General features: G+C 50.7%; 17 protein-coding genes, 1 tRNA gene and 1 pseudogene. 12 read left to right on the plus strand and 7 right to left on the minus strand.

From position 1 onward, the window contains the following. The first annotated feature begins 2 nt into the window (after positions 1 to 2). The 4 genes from GCWU000325_RS04830 (at position 3) to GCWU000325_RS04845 (ending at position 3,959) form a co-directional block, all read left to right on the plus strand. Positions 3 to 1,730, plus strand: a complete 1,728-nt coding sequence (locus GCWU000325_RS04830) for an acyl-CoA dehydrogenase family protein (RefSeq protein WP_006255066.1) — start codon at positions 3 to 5, stop codon at positions 1,728 to 1,730. A gap of 565 nt (positions 1,731 to 2,295) precedes the next feature. Next, positions 2,296 to 2,583, plus strand: a complete 288-nt coding sequence (locus GCWU000325_RS04835) for a GNAT family N-acetyltransferase (protein WP_006255068.1) — start codon at positions 2,296 to 2,298, stop codon at positions 2,581 to 2,583. Positions 2,584 to 2,775: 192 nt separating this feature from the next. Then, the gene (locus GCWU000325_RS04840; RefSeq protein WP_006255069.1) at positions 2,776 to 3,834 is read left to right on the plus strand and encodes a DUF1573 domain-containing protein; all 1,059 of its coding nucleotides are present in this window, start codon (positions 2,776 to 2,778) and stop codon (positions 3,832 to 3,834) included. Positions 3,835 to 3,886: 52 nt separating this feature from the next. Continuing rightward, a tRNA-Pro gene (locus GCWU000325_RS04845) sits at positions 3,887 to 3,959 on the plus strand. A gap of 99 nt (positions 3,960 to 4,058) precedes the next feature. On the opposite strand, the gene GCWU000325_RS04850 is transcribed toward GCWU000325_RS04845, so the two are convergent. After that, positions 4,059 to 5,225 (minus strand): glycosyltransferase family 4 protein, encoded by a 1,167-nt coding sequence (locus GCWU000325_RS04850; protein WP_006255070.1) that lies wholly within the window; start codon positions 5,223 to 5,225, stop codon positions 4,059 to 4,061. A gap of 336 nt (positions 5,226 to 5,561) precedes the next feature. Here GCWU000325_RS04850 and GCWU000325_RS04855 point away from each other — a divergent pair, with 336 nt between their 5' ends. The 6 genes from GCWU000325_RS04855 (at position 5,562) to GCWU000325_RS11950 (ending at position 11,383) form a co-directional block, all read left to right on the plus strand. Next, positions 5,562 to 6,314, plus strand: coding sequence for an exodeoxyribonuclease III (locus GCWU000325_RS04855; RefSeq protein WP_006255072.1), 753 nt, complete (start codon positions 5,562 to 5,564; stop codon positions 6,312 to 6,314). Between the two features lie 21 nt (positions 6,315 to 6,335). Then, positions 6,336 to 8,099, plus strand: a complete 1,764-nt coding sequence (gene sppA, locus GCWU000325_RS04860; protein ID WP_006255073.1) for a signal peptide peptidase SppA — start codon at positions 6,336 to 6,338, stop codon at positions 8,097 to 8,099. Positions 8,100 to 8,174: 75 nt separating this feature from the next. Further along, positions 8,175 to 9,296 carry a tetraacyldisaccharide 4'-kinase gene (gene lpxK / locus GCWU000325_RS04865; RefSeq protein WP_006255074.1) on the plus strand — a complete coding sequence of 374 codons (1,122 nt, stop codon included), beginning with the start codon at positions 8,175 to 8,177 and terminating at the stop codon, positions 9,294 to 9,296. Between the two features lie 96 nt (positions 9,297 to 9,392). Further along, positions 9,393 to 10,211 carry a purine-nucleoside phosphorylase gene (locus tag GCWU000325_RS04870; RefSeq protein ID WP_040598937.1) on the plus strand — a complete coding sequence of 273 codons (819 nt, stop codon included), beginning with the start codon at positions 9,393 to 9,395 and terminating at the stop codon, positions 10,209 to 10,211. 57 nt (positions 10,212 to 10,268) lie between these two features. Continuing rightward, positions 10,269 to 10,826 carry a TlpA family protein disulfide reductase gene (locus GCWU000325_RS04875; protein WP_006255076.1) on the plus strand — a complete coding sequence of 186 codons (558 nt, stop codon included), beginning with the start codon at positions 10,269 to 10,271 and terminating at the stop codon, positions 10,824 to 10,826. Between the two features lie 230 nt (positions 10,827 to 11,056). Beyond that, positions 11,057 to 11,383 (plus strand): hypothetical protein, encoded by a 327-nt coding sequence (locus GCWU000325_RS11950; RefSeq protein WP_154646578.1) that lies wholly within the window; start codon positions 11,057 to 11,059, stop codon positions 11,381 to 11,383. A gap of 129 nt (positions 11,384 to 11,512) precedes the next feature. Here GCWU000325_RS11950 and GCWU000325_RS04880 read toward each other — a convergent pair whose 3' ends face one another. From GCWU000325_RS04880 to GCWU000325_RS04905, 6 genes are all read right to left on the minus strand, one after another. Next, positions 11,513 to 13,180, minus strand: a complete 1,668-nt coding sequence (locus GCWU000325_RS04880; protein WP_006255078.1) for a formate--tetrahydrofolate ligase — start codon at positions 13,178 to 13,180, stop codon at positions 11,513 to 11,515. Positions 13,181 to 13,580: 400 nt separating this feature from the next. Further along, positions 13,581 to 15,920: a TonB dependent receptor gene (locus tag GCWU000325_RS04885; protein WP_154646579.1), complete on the minus strand. Its 2,340-nt coding sequence runs from the start codon at positions 15,918 to 15,920 to the stop codon at positions 13,581 to 13,583. Positions 15,921 to 16,551: 631 nt separating this feature from the next. Next, positions 16,552 to 17,109, minus strand: a complete 558-nt coding sequence (locus GCWU000325_RS04890) for an RsmD family RNA methyltransferase (RefSeq protein ID WP_006255083.1) — start codon at positions 17,107 to 17,109, stop codon at positions 16,552 to 16,554. A gap of 59 nt (positions 17,110 to 17,168) precedes the next feature. Next, positions 17,169 to 17,966 carry a DUF3822 family protein gene (locus GCWU000325_RS04895; RefSeq protein ID WP_006255084.1) on the minus strand — a complete coding sequence of 266 codons (798 nt, stop codon included), beginning with the start codon at positions 17,964 to 17,966 and terminating at the stop codon, positions 17,169 to 17,171. Beyond that, positions 17,963 to 18,343: a VanZ family protein gene (locus GCWU000325_RS04900; protein ID WP_154646580.1), complete on the minus strand. Its 381-nt coding sequence runs from the start codon at positions 18,341 to 18,343 to the stop codon at positions 17,963 to 17,965. The genes GCWU000325_RS04895 and GCWU000325_RS04900 overlap by 4 nt, the downstream gene beginning before the upstream one ends. Then, complete coding sequence (locus GCWU000325_RS04905) at positions 18,337 to 18,513, minus strand: DUF4250 domain-containing protein (RefSeq protein ID WP_006255086.1); 177 nt, start codon at positions 18,511 to 18,513, stop codon at positions 18,337 to 18,339. Before GCWU000325_RS04905 ends, GCWU000325_RS04900 begins: the two co-directional genes overlap by 7 nt. Positions 18,514 to 18,805: 292 nt before the next feature. On the opposite strand from GCWU000325_RS04905, the pseudogene msrA reads away from it, so the two are divergent. Continuing rightward, a pseudogene (gene msrA, locus GCWU000325_RS04910) lies at positions 18,806 to 19,321 on the plus strand (peptide-methionine (S)-S-oxide reductase MsrA); the annotation flags it as partial. 125 nt (positions 19,322 to 19,446) lie between these two features. Beyond that, positions 19,447 to 20,967: an ATP-dependent DNA helicase gene (locus GCWU000325_RS04915; protein WP_006255089.1), complete on the plus strand. Its 1,521-nt coding sequence runs from the start codon at positions 19,447 to 19,449 to the stop codon at positions 20,965 to 20,967. The last annotated feature ends 18 nt before the right edge of the window (positions 20,968 to 20,985 follow it).

A 20,985-nucleotide genomic window follows, 5' to 3' on the forward strand; every position in this document is an offset into this window, starting at 1 on the left:
CTATGGCCAACAATTATACGGATCACCCCGAACTGCGTTTCGAGCTGAACCACCCATTGATGAAGCGCATTGTCGAACTCAAGGAGCGCAATTTCCACGACAAAGAAACCTACGACTATGCCCCGCTTGATTTTGAAGACACAATGGACTCTTACGAGCGCGTTTTGGACATCGTAGGAGACATTGCCGGGACAACAGTTGCCGATAATGCAGAAGGCGTAGACTTGGAAGGGCCGCACCACGAAGGCGACCGCGTGCGTTACGCTTCAGGTACGGAAAAGAATATGGAGGCAATGGTCAAGGCCGGTATGAATGGAATGACGATGCCCCGACGCTTCGGCGGCTTAAACTTTGCCATCACGCCTTACACGATGTGTGCAGAGCTCGTAGCCGCGTCTGACCCCGGCTTCAGCAATATCTGGAGTCTGCAAGACTGCATCGAAACGCTTTACGAATTTGGCAATGAAGATCAACACAGCCGCTTCATTCCTCGCGTTTGCGAAGGCGCAACAATGTCGATGGACTTAACGGAGCCGGATGCCGGTTCTGACCTCCAACGCGTAATGTTAAAGGCCACCTACAGCGAGAAAGACGGCTGCTGGTTGCTGAATGGCGTCAAGCGATTCATCACCAACGGCGATGCAGATATTCATTTGGTCCTCGCACGTTCTGAAGAAGGAACGACCGACGGCCGCGGACTTTCAATGTTTATCTACGACAAGCGCCAAGGCGGTGTGAATGTGCGCCGCATAGAAAACAAACTGGGTATTCACGGCTCGCCCACCTGCGAACTCGTCTACAAGAATGCACACGCAGAGCTTTGTGGCGACCGCAAACTCGGCTTGATTAAATACGTGATGGCTTTGATGAACGGCGCACGCCTCGGCATCGCAGCCCAAAGCGTAGGAATCTCGCAAGCGGCCTACAACGAAGGCTTGGCTTACGCCGCAGATCGCCAGCAGTTTGGCAAGCCCATCATCGAGTTCCCCGCAGTCTACGATATGTTAGCCCTGATGAAAGCTAAATTAGACGCAGGTCGCGCCCTCCTCTATCAATGCTCCCGCTACGTAGACCTTTACAAAGCCCTCGAAGACATCAGTCGCGAGCGCAAGTTAGAGGCAGACGAGCGCAAAGAGCAGAAAGAATATGCTAAATTGGCCGATTCTTTGACGCCGTTAGCTAAGGGTATCAACTCCGAGTACGCCAACCAGAATACCTACGACAGTATTCAGATCCACGGCGGTTCAGGTTTTATGCTCGATTACCCTATCCAGCGCTTCTATCGCGACGCCCGCATCACGAGCATCTACGAAGGTACGACACAGTTGCAGGTAGTAGCCGCCATCCGCTACGTAACCAACGGCAGCTACCTCAAACAAATGCGCGACTTCGAGCAAGCTGAAGTAAGCGAAGCACTGCGTCCTATCCAAGAACGCGCTCGCGCTATGGCCGACACCTTCGCAGCAGCCGTAGACCATGTCAAAGCAATGGAAAGTCAGGAAGCGCTCGATTTCTGCGCGCGCCACTTGGTAGAGATTGCAGCCAATGTTATTATGCTCCACCTCTTGCTCCACAACGCGACGGAGGCTCCGGAACTCTTCGACAACAGTGTGCGCGTCTACGCCAACTTTGTTGAAGCTGAGATTGCTAAGCACAATACGTTCATCCTCAACACGACGGTCGAGCAGCTTGAAGCTTACCGCCAGCACCTGCCTGAAAACGAGCAATAAACGCTGACAACAGCTGCCAAGGCTGCAAAATATACATCCCCGACAACGAAGCTACAGTTTCGTTGTCGGGCTTTTTTATCGGCAAGCTTCAGCTGTAGGCGCTTCAAACTTAGACCGCGCACGCCGCATTTGAGCTAATCTTTAGGCCCGGTCTTTAGCAGCGCCCAAGACTTGGATTAAAAGCACAGAAAATCAGAAAATTACACACACAAGCATAAGTAATGGAAGGATGAAAAATCCAAGTTAAGAGTTTACGCTCGTGAGGTGAAGCAATTTTTATCACGAGCGTAAACCATTTTTATCACGAGAACACACTCGAGAAGTCGACTTTTGATACTCGGTTTTCCATCTTTGCCTCATCGCATAGTTTGTCCTCTGCCTTTACCAATCCGGAGCGTCATTATTTTTGTCCGTTATTCCTCTTTTCCAATGGGGAAAGGCGGTGCAGAATGGCGTTTCTTGCAGCAGAAGAAACAAAGCTCGGCACATTTCTTGCAAAGCTCAGGAAGAAATGATACATTCGTAGCAGATAACAAACTGTCATTTACTGAAAAAACAAAAGACTATGTTGAGCATTCAAACGACAGACGACGGCAAAACGGGAGCTTTCAAGCTACTGATCGACAATGAAGAAGTGGGCATTATGGAGTTTCATTGGGAAAACCCTGACGTCTTCGTCATCACCCACACCGAAGTAAGCCCCGAACACAAAGGCGAGGGTTTGGGAAAAGAACTTTTGGCCGCAGCCGTCGATTATGCGCGCCAAAAAGGTAAGAAGATACGCCCCCGGTGCTCGTTTGTAGAATTGTATTTTACGCGCTATGCGGAACAATATAAAGATGTAGCCATCTGATACTTGCAGCGACGATGGGCAAGTCCTGCCTTGCACATTATGATTCAGTGGAAAAGCGGCCGGCAGGGCCGATGAAAGGGCGACGACACGAGTTGAAAACCTCATAATTCGCCCCATCCTATGCTTAGAATGCGCTCGGACGGGGCAAAAGTCTTGTTTTTTTCGTACCTTCGCCGAAAATAGCTACTTCTGATGAAGCGTATCCTCTCCTTATTCTCAATAGTCTTTGCCCTCTGCTTGACGGCAAAGGCCCAACCGCGCATCGTTTTCTCCCGAGAGCAAATAGATCTGGGCAAACTGATTTGGCATAATGCCAAAGAAGCAAATTTTACGCTTACCAACAAGGGCAATGCGCCGCTGATCCTCAAAGCGGTGGAGACGGGGTGCGGCTGTACGGCTGCCCAATGGGACGATAAGCCGATTGCGCCCGATTCTTCGACGACGATTCGTGTGCGCTACGATGCTGAACTCTTAGGCCATTTCACGCGAGACATTGAGATATATACCAACGAACAGACTGCGCCGTTTCTGCTTTCGATTTTCGGCGTCGTCAGGATGGAGGACGTCGACGATGTGAGCAACTTTGCGTACCGCGATGGAAACTTATGTTTTAACGCGGACGAGATAGAATTTGACGATGTGAACAGAGGCGACCAGCCGGAAGCCGTCGTGCGCATATTCAACGCCGGAACGAAAAGTATGCGGCCCACCGTGATGCACCTGCCTAAATATCTGAGCGCAACGGTTGTTCCCACGTCTATTCACCCAAACAGAGCAGGTAAAATCATATTCCGCCTAAACTCGAACCTGCTACGTAATATGGGCTTAACGCAAACGGCCGTCTATCTGTCTGCTTATCCCGGTGACCGTATCCGCAAGACGAACGAAATAAACGTATCTACTACGCTGCTACCCAAAGTAGATGCTACGAAAAAAGGAGGTAATCAGCCGCAAGCCGTGCTTGACAGCACGATGGTCAACCTGACGATGCAGGGAAAGAAGAAGGTGACCACAGAATTATGGCTCACCAATAAGGGCACTGCACCCCTCTTGATTCAGGCCTTGCAGGTCTACAATCCGGGCATTAGCGTAAGAATCAATCATCGCAAGATTCCGGCCGGCGCACAAGAACGCATGCGCATCTCTATCAGCGCTACGGCACAGACAGTCAAAGGTCGCCACCGCATTCTGCTAATCACGAACGATCCAAAGCAACCCAAGATGGTGATTGATATAAACGTAAAAAAATAAAGATAAACCCTTGGCGGTATAAGTTTTTCTCCTTACTTTTGCAACGCTTAATCGGAAAGTAGCGCAGTTGGTAGCGCACTACGTTCGGGACGTAGGGGTCGGGCGTTCGAATCGCCTCTTTCCGACAAGAGTAAGAATGAGCAGTTTACTTTCAAGAAGTAAGCTGCTCTTTTCTTTGTATTCCTTAGCCACTTTTTCCGACAAAGGGCTTCATCGCCAAGCGTTTATCTTTTAGCTCTGCCACCTTGTGCTTTCACTTTCAGATAGACGTCGTGCAGTGCATTGGCCGCCTTTTGCCAAGCATAGATTTTCAAGCGCCCGCGCTGCCGGCTTAAGAGTTCTTCTTTTGCAGTCGTCGACATCGCGGTCAAAGTTTGCAAACAATCTAAGAGATTATCTTGCGTCTCATCTAAATTAAAATAGAGCGCAGCCTCGCCGGCCACTTCCGGGAAACAGCTCTTCCGGTTCAATAATACGGGGCAATCCATTTGGTATGCCTCCAAAATGGGAATACCGAAACCCTCGTAAAGAGAAGGGAAGATAAAGGCCTGCGCATCTCTATACAGGGCCAGCAACTCCGCATCATCAGGACGCGCGAATACGAAATGCTGCGCAAGACCTAAGGCAGAAAAGGCTGCCAACTCCTTTTTCGTGAACGGCACCAGCGTGCAAACCATACGCCAATCAGGATGTTCGCGAAAAAAATGCTGCAAAGCCGGGAGCATCGCGGCGAAGTTTTTGTAGGAAGTTCGCTTGCCCACGTAAAGCAGATAGGGGAAGTCAAAAATCTGCCGATGAGCGGGCTTCAACAGTGCGGGAGGACCGTGATGAATCACGCTGATCATCTGCGGATCAACGTGCAACAGCTCCACAATATCAGCTTTCGTATGCTCCGAAACGGCTACGATATGGGCCGCATGCTTTACTAAGTGGCGCTTACGCTCAATCTGCATATCCCCACGCTTGAAGTACAACTCGGGGATCATATCATGAATAGTCAAGACAAAGGGGCGGCCGTGGAGATGCGGCAGAAAATACTCGTCGAAAAAGGTGGGGTGAAAAATATCATAATCGGCCGCTTCGAGCAACCGGATGGCATAGCGCTTATTACGGCCAAGCGTAGTGGATCCCGGAGCTAACTTACTGAAAACTTTATACAAGTCGCCCTTGAGCGGATAGTGGCGGGTAGAAATAAAATTGCGCTTCGTGCAACTTGCGGGGTGAACGTCCTGCGCAAAGGACTGCCCTTGCAAATGTACGTTGTCGCTTTCGCGCATAGCCAACTTAACCTCCGTAGATGAGGGCAGATGGCGCATCAATTGGACGAAGCTATTCGATACTCCACCTGCATCTTGTATATAAAAGGCCTGGTAGTCAAACAATATTTTCATTGTCAATTTCGCACTGCAATTAAACAGCAGGAAGCAAAAATACATATTCTCTCTACAAATTCAAGCGTCTACCTCTACAAATCTGCCGCGCCGGCTCATTGTAGAAAAATAACACTAAGCGGCTTTATCGGTTCGCTTCTGCGAAAAACGCCTCTCAAACACCAGGATGTGAGAAATAAAAGAAAAAGGAAGTAGTTCAGGATTTATTGTTTACCTTTGCCTACGTTCGAGAAAATGGAATGTTTCCAAATTGTTCTCCGAATAAACAAAAGACAGCGCTGAACGTTCTAAAAAAGACGGAGCAGCGTTGATAACTTACTTCAACAGATAAACAACATGAAATTTATATCTTGGAATGTAAACGGTCTGCGAGCGGTCGACGGCAAAGGCTTCAGAGATATCTTCCGCGCGATAGACGCCGACTTCTTTTGCCTGCAAGAGACAAAGATGCAGGAAGGCCAGTTGGACATCGCCTTTGATGGCTATGAGTCGTACTGGAACTATGCGGAGAAGAAAGGATATTCGGGTACGGCGATTTTTACGAAGCACAAGCCGCTCAGCGTTCAGATAGGACTCGGCATAGATGAGCACGATCACGAGGGGCGCGTAATCACGTTAGAATTGGACGACTTCTATTTGGTTTGCGTCTATACGCCCAACTCGCAAGATGAGTTGCGCCGCTTGGACTATCGAATGATTTGGGAAGAAGCCTTTCAAGCGCATTTGCATAAACTGGATGCTCATAAACCGGTGATTGTATGTGGAGATATGAACGTGGCGCATCAGGAGATTGACCTCAAGAACCCGAAGACAAATCGCCGTAATGCAGGCTTCACAGACGAGGAACGCGAAAAAATGACGCAACTGCTCTCAAACGGATTCATCGATACTTTTCGTTATTTCCATCCCGACTTGACGGGAGCTTACAGTTGGTGGAGCTACCGCTTTAGGGCCCGCGAAAAAAATACGGGGTGGCGCATCGATTATTTCCTCGTATCAGAACGACTCAAACCCCGATTGGTCGAAGCCAATATCCACAACGATATTATGGGCTCTGATCACTGCCCCGTAGAACTCATCCTCAAATAAAAACGATTCAAACAAAACCTTATGAAGGACTTCTTTAAATATACACTGGCCACGATGCTCGGCATGTTTATCATGGGTGCATTTACTATGGCGATGGGCCTTGTTATGTTATTTGTTGTTTCATTATCAGACAGTATGAAGCCTACCATAGCTCGACATTCTGTCTTAAAAATCACGCTGAGCGGGACCATATCCGAGCGATCGGCTGGCGCAAATCCGCTCGCCTCGATTTTAGGCAACCCGATGGCGGACGAACAAGGGCTCGACGATATTTTATCAGCTATCCGCGTGGCTAAAGATAATAAGCGCATCGAAGGAATTTACTTGGACGGTGGCGTGGTTTCGACGGACGTGGCTTCATTGCAGGAGATCCGTAAGGCGCTGATTGATTTTAAGAAATCGGGTAAGTTTATTGTGTCTTATGCTGACTCTTATTCACAAGGTTCTTACTACGTTTGTTCGGTGGCTGACAAAGTTCTTTTAAATCCGGTAGGCATGCTTGATTGGCACGGCTTAAGTTCTAACCCCATTTTCTACAAGGATTTATTGGAAAAGGTAGGCGTCAAGATGCAAGTATTCCGCGTCGGGACGTACAAAAGTTTTGTTGAACCCTATACACGCACAGAGATGAGTCCGGAGAACCGCGAACAGACGGCCTTCCTCCTTGGCGGACTTTGGAAAGATCTTTGCACAGAAGTAGCGCAGTCGCGCCGCTTACCGGTTGAGGCCATCAATAATTACGCCAACCAGTATCAAAACTTTGCCGACCCAAGTGTATATATCAATGAAAAGCTTGTGGATAAACTCGTCTACATTGAAGAAGTGCGCAACGTTCTGCGCGATATGGTAGGCGGAAATCGCGTTTCGATGGTAGATCCTTTCACGCTTTCGCTACTCGAAACTGAAAAAGGACGCAAAAATAAGGTAGCCGTTTACTACGCTTACGGAGATATCGTCGATGCGTCGACAAGTTCAGGCGGCTTGCGCGGCGATGAAATTGTCGGCAATCAAGTAATTCAAGATCTGGATGAACTGGCCAACGATGACAACATTAAAGCTGTTGTTCTGCGCGTCAATTCAGGCGGTGGCAGTGCGTATGCCTCCGAGCAGATTTGGCACGCCGTTGAATTGCTAAAGAAGAAAAAGCCCGTAGTCGTGTCTATGGGCGGTACTGCGGCCTCAGGCGGATACTATATTTCCTGTGGCGCCGACAAAATCATTGCTGACCCCACCACGGTTACGGGTAGCATCGGCATTTTCGGAATGATTCCTGACTTCAGTGGGCTGATGACAGAGAAACTCGGGCTGCATTTCGACATTGTTAAGACTAACGAAGCGTCAGACTTTGGTGCGATGGGCCGAGGTATGACAGCAGCAGAGGGGGAAGCCCTCCAAAACTACGTCAACCGGGGTTATGGATTGTTCCTCAAGCGTGTGGCCAACGGCCGCAACAAGACTGTGGAGCAAATCAATCAGGTTGCACAGGGACGTGTCTGGACAGGACGCCAAGCCTTGAAATTAGGCCTCATAGATCAACTGGGCACTTTAGAAGATGCCATCAAAGAGGCTGCACGCTTGGCAAAACTGGAGAAATATGACGTTCGCCGCGTACCTTACATCACAGACTGGCTGACAGATTATCTACAACGGCAACAAGACGACTATATGGATCGCAAATTGCGCCGCAGTTTGGGCGTCTACTACGATCCGCTGCGCTTCGTCTCCTCACTTCAAGGACGCGACTGCTTGCAAGCTCGCATGTATAGCGCACTCAACATTCGCTAAGGCCTGCTGCGGCGTGAGCAAGTCTTCTTTCTGACTCGCGCCGTAAGCCTTATTCGAACAATTCAATTTGCGCCAATGCAAACACCGCCTTCCACCACACCACTGCATCCCATCGCTGCACCGTTTTTTCAAAAGCGCGGCTATGGGATGCTTGCGCCTTTGGCGGCAATATATGGCGGCGTGATGACTTTGCGCAACAAAGCCTTCGATTGCGGGCTACTTCCGACAAAGAAAGCCGATGTATCGGTAATCTCTGTCGGAAACTTGGCCGTCGGGGGAACGGGAAAAACGCCCCACGTCGATTATCTGATTCGCTTGCTCCAACCAGCGTTTCGCCTCGGCGTATTAAGCCGCGGCTATGGTCGGACGACGCGCGGCTTTCGCTTGGTTTCCGCAGAAGAGGATGCAGCCTTGGTCGGCGACGAACCATTACAACTAAAGTTGCATCATCCTGACGTGGTCGTAGCGGTAGATGAGAATCGCGTGAACGGCGCAGCGCGCTTGCAGAAGACGGATCGGCCGCCCCAACTCCTTTTATTAGATGACGCCTATCAACACCGGTACATCTTTCGCGACGTTAATATCCTCCTAACTGACTATTCCCGCCTCTATCCACTGGATCGCGTGTTGCCGGCAGGCCGTTTACGCGAGCCGATTTCGGGCAGTCGGCGATCAGATATGATCATTGTCACCAAATGTCCCGACTCGTTGACCGTCGCGCAGGCCGACACCATTCGCACCTTGCTTTCCCCGCGACCAGAGCAAAGCCTTTATTTTACGACGATGACCTATGGCGCGCCTTATGCGCTCTTTACAGAGCAAGCCGTGCCATCGTTGACCGACAAAGCGCTATTAGTGGTCAGCGGCATCGCACATCCTGCGCCCCTACTCCATCACCTATCCGCCCAAGGCGCACAAGTGAAATCCCTCAACTATCCGGATCATCACCGTTTCTCCGTGCGCGACGCTGAGCACATCAATCGCGCTTTCGAGGACTTGCCCGGAAAAGAGAAATGGGCGATCACGACAGAGAAAGATGCAGCGCGCCTACGCCATTTACGCGGTCTGAGCGACGAAATACGCAATCATTTGCTCGTTCAGCCCATCACGGTACGCTTCTTGTTAGAGAAAGAAGAGGCCTTTGCGCAAGATCTCCGTAAGCGATTAAGAAACGTACGGCCCGCCACCAAGCATTGAAGCCGACCGGCTAATATTCGCGCCTCTATATATAAAGATGTGTGGGGCGAGAATCAAAATTTACAAGACAATAACAAACCAATAAAAACTTTTCATATGACCTACTTAGCACAAATTCAAGAAACGGCAGAATGGATTCAGGCACACACTGCCTTACGTCCGCAAACAGCGATCGTTCTCGGTACAGGTTTAGGCAAATTGGCCCAAGAAATAGACGTGGTCGACGAATTTCCCTACAAGGACATTCCTAATTTCCCCGTCTCTACTGTGGAAGGCCATAGCGGCCGCTTAATCTTCGGCCACTTGGGCGGCAAACCCATTATGGCGCTCGAAGGACGCTTCCACTACTACGAGGGCTACACGATGCAGGAGGTAACTTTCCCTGAGCGAGTTATGTATGCGCTCGGCATCAAGAATCTTTTTTTAAGCAATGCCTCAGGCGGCACAAACCCTGACTTCGAAATCGGCGACTTGATGTTGATTACAGATCACATCAACTTCCAACCGGAGCACCCGCTCCACGGACCGAATATCCCGACGGGACCGCGTTTTCCGGATATGTCGGAAGCCTACGACCGCGCCTTTTTGGAAGCTGCGCGCAACATAGCACGCGAAAAGGGCATCAAGGTTGTAGAAGGCGTATATTTGGCCGACCAAGGCCCAACTTATGAAACGCCGGCCGAATATAAGATGTATCGACTGCTTGGTGCCGACGCCGTGGGAATGAGCACTGTTCCAGAAGTAATCGTAGCGCGCCATTGCGGCATCCGCTGCTTTGGTATCAGCATTATCACCGACTTAGGCGTAGAGGGAAAAATAGTTGAGGTAAGTCACGAAGAAGTTCAGAAGGCTGCCAACGCAGTTCAGCCCCTGATGGCCGAGATTTTCCGCGAGTTGATCAAAAAAATCGACTAAGGCGTGTAGTAATTAGGGCATCTTGTCCGTCATCTATTTAATTAAAGTCAAAAAAGTATGAAGAAAACAATGATTCTTGCCGCAGCCTTATTGCTCACAGCAGCTACGGGATGCGCAAAAAATAAGCCGGCCGCTGAAGCAGCGCCGGCAAAAACGGAACAAGCACAAACAAATGCAGGTCCTTACAATATAAAGTCGGTCGACAGCAAACTGAAAGGTATGGCCATTCTCGATGCCATCAAGAAAAACTATGCCGGAAAGGTAGTGCTCATCGACTTTTGGGCTACTTGGTGCGGCCCGTGCCGTATGGCGATGAAAGAGGTCGATGCGATTAAGCCGGCCCTCCAGAAAAAGGGCGTTGAGTTCGTGTATGTCACGGGCGAAACCAGTCCGAAGGCCAACTGGGATCAAATGATTCCCAACATTGCCGGGGATCACTACCGCTTGACCGATGCACAGTGGAAAGACCTCTTGACGCTGTTGCAAGTGCCCGGCATTCCGTCTTACATGATCATAAATAAAGACGGCAGCAAGGCGTGGGACAACCTCAACGAAGGGGGATACCCGGGCAATGAGCTATTACAGAACGAGTTGGAAGTAGCTTTGTCTAAATAAGCCGGTAGTTTAACGACTACAACATTTAGCCCGACAGCTTGACCCATCAGCTGTCGGGCTTTTTCGTGGCTTTTCTAACAGAGGCTGACAAGGCTACGCAAGACGTAGACACGACTTCTGCAAGATGCTACCTTGCAGGACTCTCCGACAGCGTTTTCTATGAGCCGCAAGGCTAAGCTTGCAAACAGCCGGCCGCGTCATTGCGAACGTTGAAGGTAGCTTTTCGCGCTATGCCTTGCCGCTTTTGCTTCGTTTGCTCGGGCCAAACGATGGTTTGGTGGCAGCAAACGATGGTTGGGTGCGAGCATACTATCGTTTGCCGGCAGCAAACGATAAATGAAGCAAGGCTAAGGCCTACTGAAGATGAGCATAGCAACGAACTATTCCACGCGTTGCAGACGAAGCCGGCGACAAGGCGAAGGGTAAATCAGAAGGAAGAGATAACGCGTGAGAACGAGTCCTTCACAGCAGGATGTTTAAGAAGCAAAGCCCTCGCCGGCCGCTTGCAACAATGCGACGGAAGACTTCGGAATGGCCGCCAACAGACCGGCAGCTAAGATCGCGGGGACAAGCAAACCGCCCCAACGATTCTACTTTTGAGCACAAAAAAAGCAGGAGCAATGCTTGCGCTGCGCTCCTGCAATCTTTTGGATCTGTATATCGAAAATTCGAATTGTTGCTCTTTGTTATGATAGTCCTTCAATCACACCATCTACCACGTAGATGCGCTCTGCTTGCGGACTCTTGGGCAATCCGGGCATACGCATAATACTTCCGGCTACGGCAACAATCATTTCGGCGCCGGAATTTATGACAAAGTCGCGAATCGTTATGTCGAAATCTTTCGGCATGCCGTATGCTTTCGGGTCTTCCGAGAAGGAATATTGCGTCTTCGCGATGCAGACGGGGAAATGCTCGATGCCCAACTCGCGAATGCGAGCCAACTGCTTCTTGGCAGCAGGCTTGAGGATTACGTCCTTTGCGCCGTAAACTTTCTGGCAAACCTTGCGCACCTTCGTTTCGATGTCGTCTTCATCTTCATACATAAAGGTGAGCGGACGAGAAGGATTTTTCTCGATCGTTTCCACGACGAGGCGTGCCAAATCTTCAGCTCCCTTTCCACCATCCGCAAAGGCAGTGTTGATGGCAAAGCCCACGCCCAACTCTTCGCAATGGCGGCGAACGAGATCAAGTTCTTCGTCAGTGTCGGTCGGGAAGCGGTTCAAGCATACTACGACAGTCTGGCCGAAGGCCTTGATGTTCTCAATGTGCTTGTCCATATTAGCCAATCCGCGCTTGATGCCCTCGAGGTTAGGCGTCTTGATCTCCTTCTCATCTACACCGCCATGCATCTTCAGTGCAGGCGCCGTAGCTACGAGTACGGTCAACTTGGGAGAGAGTCCGGCCTTGCGACACTTAATGTCGAAGAACTTCTCCATACCTAAGTCTGCGCCGAAGCCTGCTTCAGTAATGGTGTAATCGCCAAAGGTCATCGCCATTTTTGTAGCGAGCACACTGTTGCAGCCGTGGGCGATGTTGGCGAAAGGTCCGCCGTGGATAAACGCCGGTGTGTTCTCCGTCGTCTGCACTAAATTCGGGTGAATCGCATCGTGCAAGATAGCGACGATTGCGCCCGCCACGCCGAGATCTTTTACCGTCAAAGGTTTTCCATCAAGCGTCACGCCGAGCACAACGTTTTCTATACGGCGCTGCAAGTCAGCTTCGTCTTTTGCCAAACAGAAAATCGCCATAATTTCTGAAGCCGGCGTGATGTCAAAACCGCCCTCGCTCATTACGCCGTCCGTTCTGCTGCCCAGTCCGGTGATGATATTGCGCAAATTGCGGTCATTAACGTCTAAGACTCTGCGCCAAAGAACTTCGCGCATACCGAATCCTTCCTCGCGACGTTGATAAATATGATTGTCAAGCAAGGCCGCGATCATATTGTTAGCAGAAGTAATCGCGTGGAAGTCGCCCGTGAAGTGCAAATTTATTTTCTCCATCGGCAATACTTGGGCATAGCCGCCGCCGGCTGCACCGCCCTTCATTCCGAAACAAGGGCCCAGCGATGGTTCTCGCAATGCGGCGATCGCATTCTTGCCTATCCTGTTCATACCTAAAGCCAGACCGACGCTGACCGTGGTTTTGCCATTACCGGTTTTGGTTGGCGTGATCGAAGTGACCAAGATCAGATTCGATTGTTTTACCTTCGCCTCGTCAATCAGCGTATAAGGCACCTTGGCTATGTATTTGCCGTAAGGCTCTAAAGCCGTCGTCGGCACGCCGATTGATTCAGCTATTTCTGTGATGGGTTTGAGCGGCGTTTCTCTGGCTATCTCAAAATCAGTCTTCATTCTAATGTGTGTTTAACGTGTTTTGGGTTAATAATGGCACAAATATAGTGGAATAGTGCAGGAAACACAAAATTTAGACACGGAAAAAGGCGGACGAAAAAGCACTTTTTTCGTCCGCCTTTCAAATAGAAATCTAAGCGACTTAAACTTTGCGACCACTCTATCCTTTTACAAACATTTTGAAAGCATAATTTATCAGGCTGAAAGTTTGCGCTTGTTAAACGAAGACGGATCAGCGTGCGATGCGCAGGCTCGCCAAGCGCTTCCCGCTTCGGTTGTAAGCCACCGCCACGCAGATGCCGGCCGGCACGTCCCGCAACGAAACGCCCTCCTGCCCAGCTTCGATCTGCCGCATCAAGCGCCCGCAACCACACATTGCGCCAACGCCCGCACCAAGTCCTTACATACGATTACGCTGCGCCGAGCCGGCAGAACTTCCTTTGTATTTGCTGGAACTCGTATTAAATTTATAGCGCAGCGTGATAGAAAAATTGCTCATACTATAAATATGTTGTTTCGCAGTATACTGCGCACCCGAATAAATCCTCCCATAATTATCGCCCGTGCCAAAGAGATCATACAAGTAACACTCAATGGACAGTTTGTTTTTCAAGAAAGATTTATACCAAGACAAGGACGTGCAGAAATAAGGCTTGGGATTATATCCGTTATCTTCATTTCCCGTCGTCTGGAGCGTGGTTATAAGGCGCCAATAGCCCCATTTCGTATCAAAAGCATTATCTATCCGTAGCGTAGCTTGGGCGCGATAAAGCCCCACATCAAAAGGCGTAGGCATATTAAACCATTGTTTGGTCACTGTGGCGCGAAATTGTGGATGCCAAATGCCTACAACGGGCTGCAAAGTCGCCGACAGAAACAAACGATCTGCCTTCGGGCCGTTTTCGGGTCGATTCAGCATAATCTCGGGGTTGTTCTCGTAAGATCTCATCATAGTCAGTAGCGGGTCGGTCAAATGCAGATAGATGGCGTTAAAGAGTAGCCATTTATACGACAAAGTCAGCGACAAGTTGCGACTGATTGCAGGCACAAGAAATGGGTTTCCCGTCTCGTACGTATAGCGGTTGTCATATTGAATCCCACTTCCGAGCATATAATAAGGTGGTCTTTCGATATCCGCCCCATAGGAGAGCTGCGTTTGTAGCTTTCCGAGCGGCATAGACAGCGTAATGGAGGGAAAAAGGTTGTTGTAGATGCGACTTTGTTCCGCCACGCGGACACCGGCATTGTAATAATTGAAGTCTACGTGCTCGTAGCGCAGGCCAAGGTTTACATCGAGCGGGCCGAAACTGCGTCCATATTCGGCAAAGGCCGAGCTATAATATTCCCTGAACTGATTATGAGTCTCCGGTATCAAGCCTACGGGCAGAATGGTGTAATCTGTCAAGCGGCGTGTCCCGGAATATTCGCCGCCGACGGAGAGAGATCCCTCCCAAATTGGCGCAGTCAGAACCAGCCTTGAAGCCAGTAGTTTGTTGTCAGTCTTAGTTTGCGTTTTCACTTCATTCTGCTGCATCACGCCACCGGCCGGCGTAAACTGTTCTTGCGTTTCAAGCGCATCGCGCTGATTTTTCTGCCACCAATCGCCGCTCCAGTCGATCATAAGGGGGCCGATTTTACCCACATAATACAAGCTGCTCCCCCACGAGTGCTCAAAACTTCCTGCCCCCTGCTCTAATTTGCCGAGACCGGTTTCAACCAGCGCGCCGTTTCGCCTTATTTGGTTACTTTGAAGAAAGGACATCGATGGACGATCCGGTAAAAAAGTCAGACGCCCTCCGATAGAGTGGTCGGGAGCTATCTGATAAGCTGCAGAAAAATTTGTATCAAATGCTTTCGCGCTGTTATGCCCGGAGATAGACAGAGACTGTTGCCAGGTATGCGCCAAGTAAGCATCCAATTCAAACCATTTCTCACTATAGTTGTCATAATCATTAGCCTCCAAGTACCAGTTTAGATCCAAGCGCTTCTTTCTATAATTCAGCCCCACGCGCGTCCACTCGTTCCACGTGCCTTTTTCATTGACATCAGCGTGCAGGCGAGCATCTACGGCCCACCCCTCGCCGAGCGGCTTTTTCGTAGTGATGCGTACGACGGCTTTCGTAGCCGCCGGATAGCGTGCACCGGGGTTGAGAATCGTTTCTACGTCTTTGATGTTATCGGGTGTGAGTCGGTCCAACTCACTTTTGTCTCTCATCTTCCGACCATTGATATAGATCAAAGCTTCGCCGCGGCCGAAGACGACGACTTTGTCGCCCTGCACACTGACATTGGGGATACACTCTAAGAGTCGTTCTATCGTAGCATTCTTTTCGAGCACCGAACCGGCCACGATGGTTTTCAGCCCCTCGCCTTTGACCAACACTTTGGGGCGCTCTGCGCGCACGACGGCTTCTCCCAGTTGGCTGTCGGCATCTTGCAGCACAATGCGGGCCAAGTCCTGCGGTGTGCAGGCGCGATACTGCGCGGCGTAGCCAAGGCCTGTGATTTTTACAGTATGATTTCCAACCGGTATGTCCAACCGGAAATGCCCATCCTCGCCGGTTGTTGTCCCCACGACAAAAGCCGAATCGGGCAAGGTCAAGATACTGATGTTTACATAAGGCAGTCCCACGCCTTGCGCGTCAGTGACGCGTCCGTCGATGCGTTGCGCAAAAAGAATGGCGAAGTGACAGCAAAACAGGATCAGGCAGCAGGCGCTGCGAAGGTTTCTATATTTCATTTTATCTTGGTTCTCAATCTCCTCAAAGGAGAAAAGGTTAATCAAAGTGCGTTTTATGGTGCATTAAATCAAGCGAATAGCCATCGGCGTTTGCCTTTCGCAAATCGTCAATAGTCTTTTCGCGCCTGCAAAGTTAATAATCCCCCCCCCGATACAACTATTTTAACAAGAAAATTTCATCTTCCATCGAGAAAATCGGCAAATTGAAACCCGCAAGTGCCATGTCTTTTGATCCGTAACAAGATCTGCTCTATCTGCATACGGCATTGCTCGTCTACAAGTTCACCTCCGATTTGGTAAGGTTGACAAATGGAGCGTGCGCAACTTTATTTTTCACCGTTTATGCCGCCTTTTGCAAGTCACTAAGATTGGGCGCTACCCTTTTTTATCACGACAACAAAGGTTTGCGCTCACGATAAAAAGCGTGTGCGCTCGTGAGAGAAAAGGTTTGCGCTCGTGATAAAAAAGGAAGCAAACGAAGTCGGCGACCGGCAATGTGAGACTTTCAGCGAAAGAAAGAAGGAGAAAGGCGCACGCCAGCCAAAGCAGGCAAAAAGAAAACGGCAGAGATGGATGCTGAAGTCCGCCGCTGCCGTTGTTTACTTTGAATGTTGGCAAGTATTAGCCCTGCTTATTCTTCCTCATCGGCCACTTGCGGGTGGCGGAAGAAGGAGAAATTGACGCTGCCATAAGCCCTGTGCGCCAAGAAATCGGGGCGGGCCGAAAAATCGTGCCTTGCGCCGTGCTCTAAGACGAAGATGCCGTCGGGCGCGAGGACACTGCTCTGCATCACGCGGTCGGGCAGTTCGGGCAATTCGGGCAGGGCGTAAGGGGGATCAGCGAAAATAAGATCAAACTGCTCCCGACAACGCGCCACAAAGCGCAAAGCATCGCCGCAATAAGGGCGGGCGCCGGGATCGTCGAGTTTGCGAAGTACGGCACTGATGAAACTAAAATGTTGGCGGTCTTTCTCGACTGAAACGACAAGCGGGCAGCCGCGCGAAAGCAACTCGAGCGTGATAGATCCCGTCCCGGCAAACAAATCGAGCGCGCGGGTCGACGGGAAGTCGATATAGGCGCGCAGGACGTTGAAGAGATTTTCTTTGGCAAAGTCGGTCGTAGGGCGCGCCTTAAAGGTGCGCGGCACGTCGAAATGTCGTCCTTTATATTTTCCGGTAATGACTCGCATGAATATTACTTATAAGAGGTGCGTAAAACAAGCGTTCGGCTATAAAAACCTTAGACGACTTATTGGAAGCGAGACTCTAAGCGCAACAGTTCGCAGACCATATCGTAAGGCACGGCGGCATTGGCCGTCACAATGCTGTGGTTAAACTCCTCGTGTGGGTCTATGCTGACCACTCGCTGAGCAAAACGGCCCAATTCGTTGACCATACGCGTGCGCAAATCGGCCGCACCGAAGACAAAGATGGGATCGCGGCGCACGTCCATCCCGACGTGACGCACGGCATTAAAGACGTAATAAGCCACGTCAGCCTCCTCGCGCACGTCAAACGTATTGACGAAGAGCAGGCGCCCACCATCGAAAACGGCGATGTCGGCCTGACGCTCGTGCAGATGAACAAAGAGGCGCCGACTGCGAGCGCCGGCAATGCCTTTCGCACCAAAATAGCGCAAAACGGCCGTCTGGGCCGAGCGGTAATGGACTTCGCCAAAGACATCCTCAACGGCGGTACACTTATCCTCGTCTAAGGCGAACAGCAAGATGGCATTGGCCAACGGCAAGGTATCATAGAAAACGCGGCGGCGCACTTGCGAAGCGAAACAATAGTTGTAAAGTGCATCACAGTCTTCTTCGCGAAAATCTGCTAAAGGCACCGCCACCACGGGGCCCGTCACCAAGACTTCAATGCCGGATGTAGGTCGGCTGAGGATTTCTTCGGTCTCTCGTGCGTGCTGCAAATTGACGGTAAGGGAAGTCTCCGTACGCAAGCGATACGTGGAAAAGGCGAAATAAGGCTCGCGGCCCAATTCGTACTGCGCCATCGACAGGCTGCCGGCAGAGAGGCGGAGATAAAGTTTCATTCGCGATAATATTTTTTCAGAAAGAAGCGCACCAAAGGCCAAGCGAGAAGCACGCCAAGGGCATCAGCCAGGAAATCAAACAGATCAGCGCTGCGATAATCGGTAAGCGCGCCTTGCAGCACCTCAATGAGTGCGCCAAAAGCCAAGGGTGCGGCAAAGGCAATCAGCAAGAGCAGGCGCAGATTTTCACGCGCGTGGCGTTTTTTATACTCCCAGAGGATGAGACTCGAAAGGCCGAAAAACATCATGCAATGCGCCACCTTGTCAAGTCCACTCACGCCGCTCATACTTACGTGGGGCGGCCGGCAGAGGCAGAGCCACAAAATCGCCACCACACACAGCAGCGAACAGGGATAACTACGCAGAACTTTTACCAAAACTTATTGTTTGCTTTGCTATACTCAAAACCCGCTGCAGCGAGTGTTTGCGTAAGCCAATCTTGATCAATGTCCATCTTACGGCAGAGTTCGTCGAGCGAGCCGTAATTGTCGCGCAGCTTCATGTTGATTACGCTGAACAGCATCGCAGGATCTTTGGGTAATTCCATCTTCTTAATGCGCTATTATATATATATTGTGAGCCGCAAAGGTACATAAAAAAGCGAGGGATAAGTGCTTATCATCAACGGAATGCGTACTTAAGGGGCCTTTTTCCCTATAGAAAGGGAGAAAGGGCTAACTTTCGCGGGCGGAGTAGCCTGCTATCCAAAGAAAAGTCGTAATATTGCCGCGCATTGTAAAACCCGAGCCGTCCAAAACGTAGGCGCAAGCGGCGAAAAGCCGTAGGAATTGCCTCAAAACGCGGACATCGGCCCTTATATTTAACACAAACAAAATCCAATGAAAGCTCAAGATTTACATATCATTTACTTCGCCGGCGGCTGTTTTTGGGGCGTCGAGCATTATTTCAAACAGGTGCGCGGCGTCGTGGAAACGCAGGCCGGCTATGCGAATGGTAATCGGACACGCCCCGACTATGAGGAGGTCTGCACGGGACGCACGGGTTTTGCGGAAACGGTGCGCGTGACGTTTGATGCGACGCAGGTGGATCTGGACTTGCTGTTGCAACTCTATTTCAAAGCGATCGACCCGACTTCCTTGAACAGGCAAGGCGGAGATGCCGGCTCGCAATACAGAACGGGCATCTTCTTTACGGATCCGCAAGACGAAGCGAAGGCGCGACAAGCCTTGGACGAACTGGCAAAGCACTATGCGGACCCAATCGTGGTGGAACTGCTACCGCTAAAGAACTTTTATGCGGCTGAAGATTATCATCAGGATTATTTGGACAAACATCCTGACGGCTATTGCCACCTCAGACCCGAACTTTTCCAATGGGCGGCGAAAGCGAACGCACTGCGAACGGAGGAGGACAAAGCTTGAGAGGCAGAAAAACCAACGAAAGTGGGTGCAAAGACTGTTCTAACGGCGCGCAACCCAACTTAAGTAGACATATATAAAGGCTAAAATTTAGCAAGAGGTTGATTTACGAAGAACTATTTGAGCGCTTAGCGGCGGAATTTCATTTCTCCTTCACGGAGGAGCAAGCGCGGGCGGCGGCAATGCTGGCGGAGTTTGTCTATACGCCGATACAGCGGCCCGCTTTCATACTCCGCGGCTACGCCGGTACGGGCAAAACGACACTCATCGGGGCACTGGTCAAAACGCTTTGCGAACTGGGACGCCCGGTGGTGCTCCTTGCGCCTACAGGACGGGCGGCGAAAGTTTTTGCAGCGCACGCTGCGCAAGAGGCCTCGACGATTCATAAGGTCATTTACCGCCAAGAAACTTTTAATGGCGAACAGACGCGCTTCAACCTTAATTTTAATCGGCTGAAAGATGCTCTTTTTATCGTCGATGAGGCTTCGATGCTTTCGGGAGAGCACGCGGCGGACTCGCTTTTCGGATCGGGTGCACTCTTAGACGACTTGATCGAGTTCGTTTACCAACGCGAAGGCTGCCGACTCTTGTTGGTGGGCGACACGGCTCAGCTTCCGCCGGTCGGAGACGAAGAGAGTCCGGCGCTCAACGCAAACAACTTACGCGCTTACGGACTTGCCGTCGGCGAAATCGACTTGACGGAAGTTGTGCGCCAACATCGGGGATCGGATGTCTTGTCGGGCGCCACGCATATCCGCACTTTGCTGACCGAGGGCTTTACGGGGCGGCCCGTAATTCAAGGCAGCGAGACAGGAGAAGTGCGCTTCGTGCCGGGAGATGAACTGATCGAGACGCTCATTACAGCGTATGGCGACTGCGGAACCTCAGATACGATCGTTATAACGCGTTCTAACAAACGGGCAAACGTATATAACGCCGGCATTCGCGAACGTATTTTCGACCGCGAAGGACCGCTGACGCGCGGCGATAGAATTATGATCGTCAAGAATAATTATTTTTGGACTGAACGCCTACTGAAGGCCATCGAAAAAGCGGAAGCGAAGCGGCGAGAAGCACGCTTGAAAGCCGGACTCCTACCGCGGGAGCAGGAATTTGCAGCAGAGCGGCCGCCGTTCGACTTCATCGCCAACGGAGAAACGGCGGAGGTAATCGCTGTCCATAATCGGCAAGACCAGTTTGGGTTTCACTTCGCCGACTGCGTACTCCGCTTCGATGCTTATCGCAATTACGAAATGGAATGTCGGGTTTTGCTCGACACACTCACGTCTGAATCGCCATCACTCACAACGGAGGAGCGCCGCACGTTGTACGAGAACGTATTAGACGACTACGAATCGATCCCGACAAGGCGCGAACGGATGAAAGCCTTGCGCCAAGACCCCTATTACAACGCGCTACAAATTAAATATGCCTATGCCGTGACCTGCCACAAGGCGCAAGGCGGCCAATGGGAAAGGGTTTTTGTAGACCAAGGCTACGTTACGGACGAGATGATGGGAGATAATTATCTCCGATGGCTGTATACGGCGTTCACACGTACGACTGACCGCCTCTATCTTGTGAATTGGCCCGAAGAACAGCAAGAAAACTTGCCAGAATGACTAATTTTCAGTAGTTTT

This window comes from Alloprevotella tannerae ATCC 51259 (assembly GCF_000159995.1).
GTDB lineage: Bacteria > Bacteroidota > Bacteroidia > Bacteroidales > Bacteroidaceae > Alloprevotella > Alloprevotella tannerae.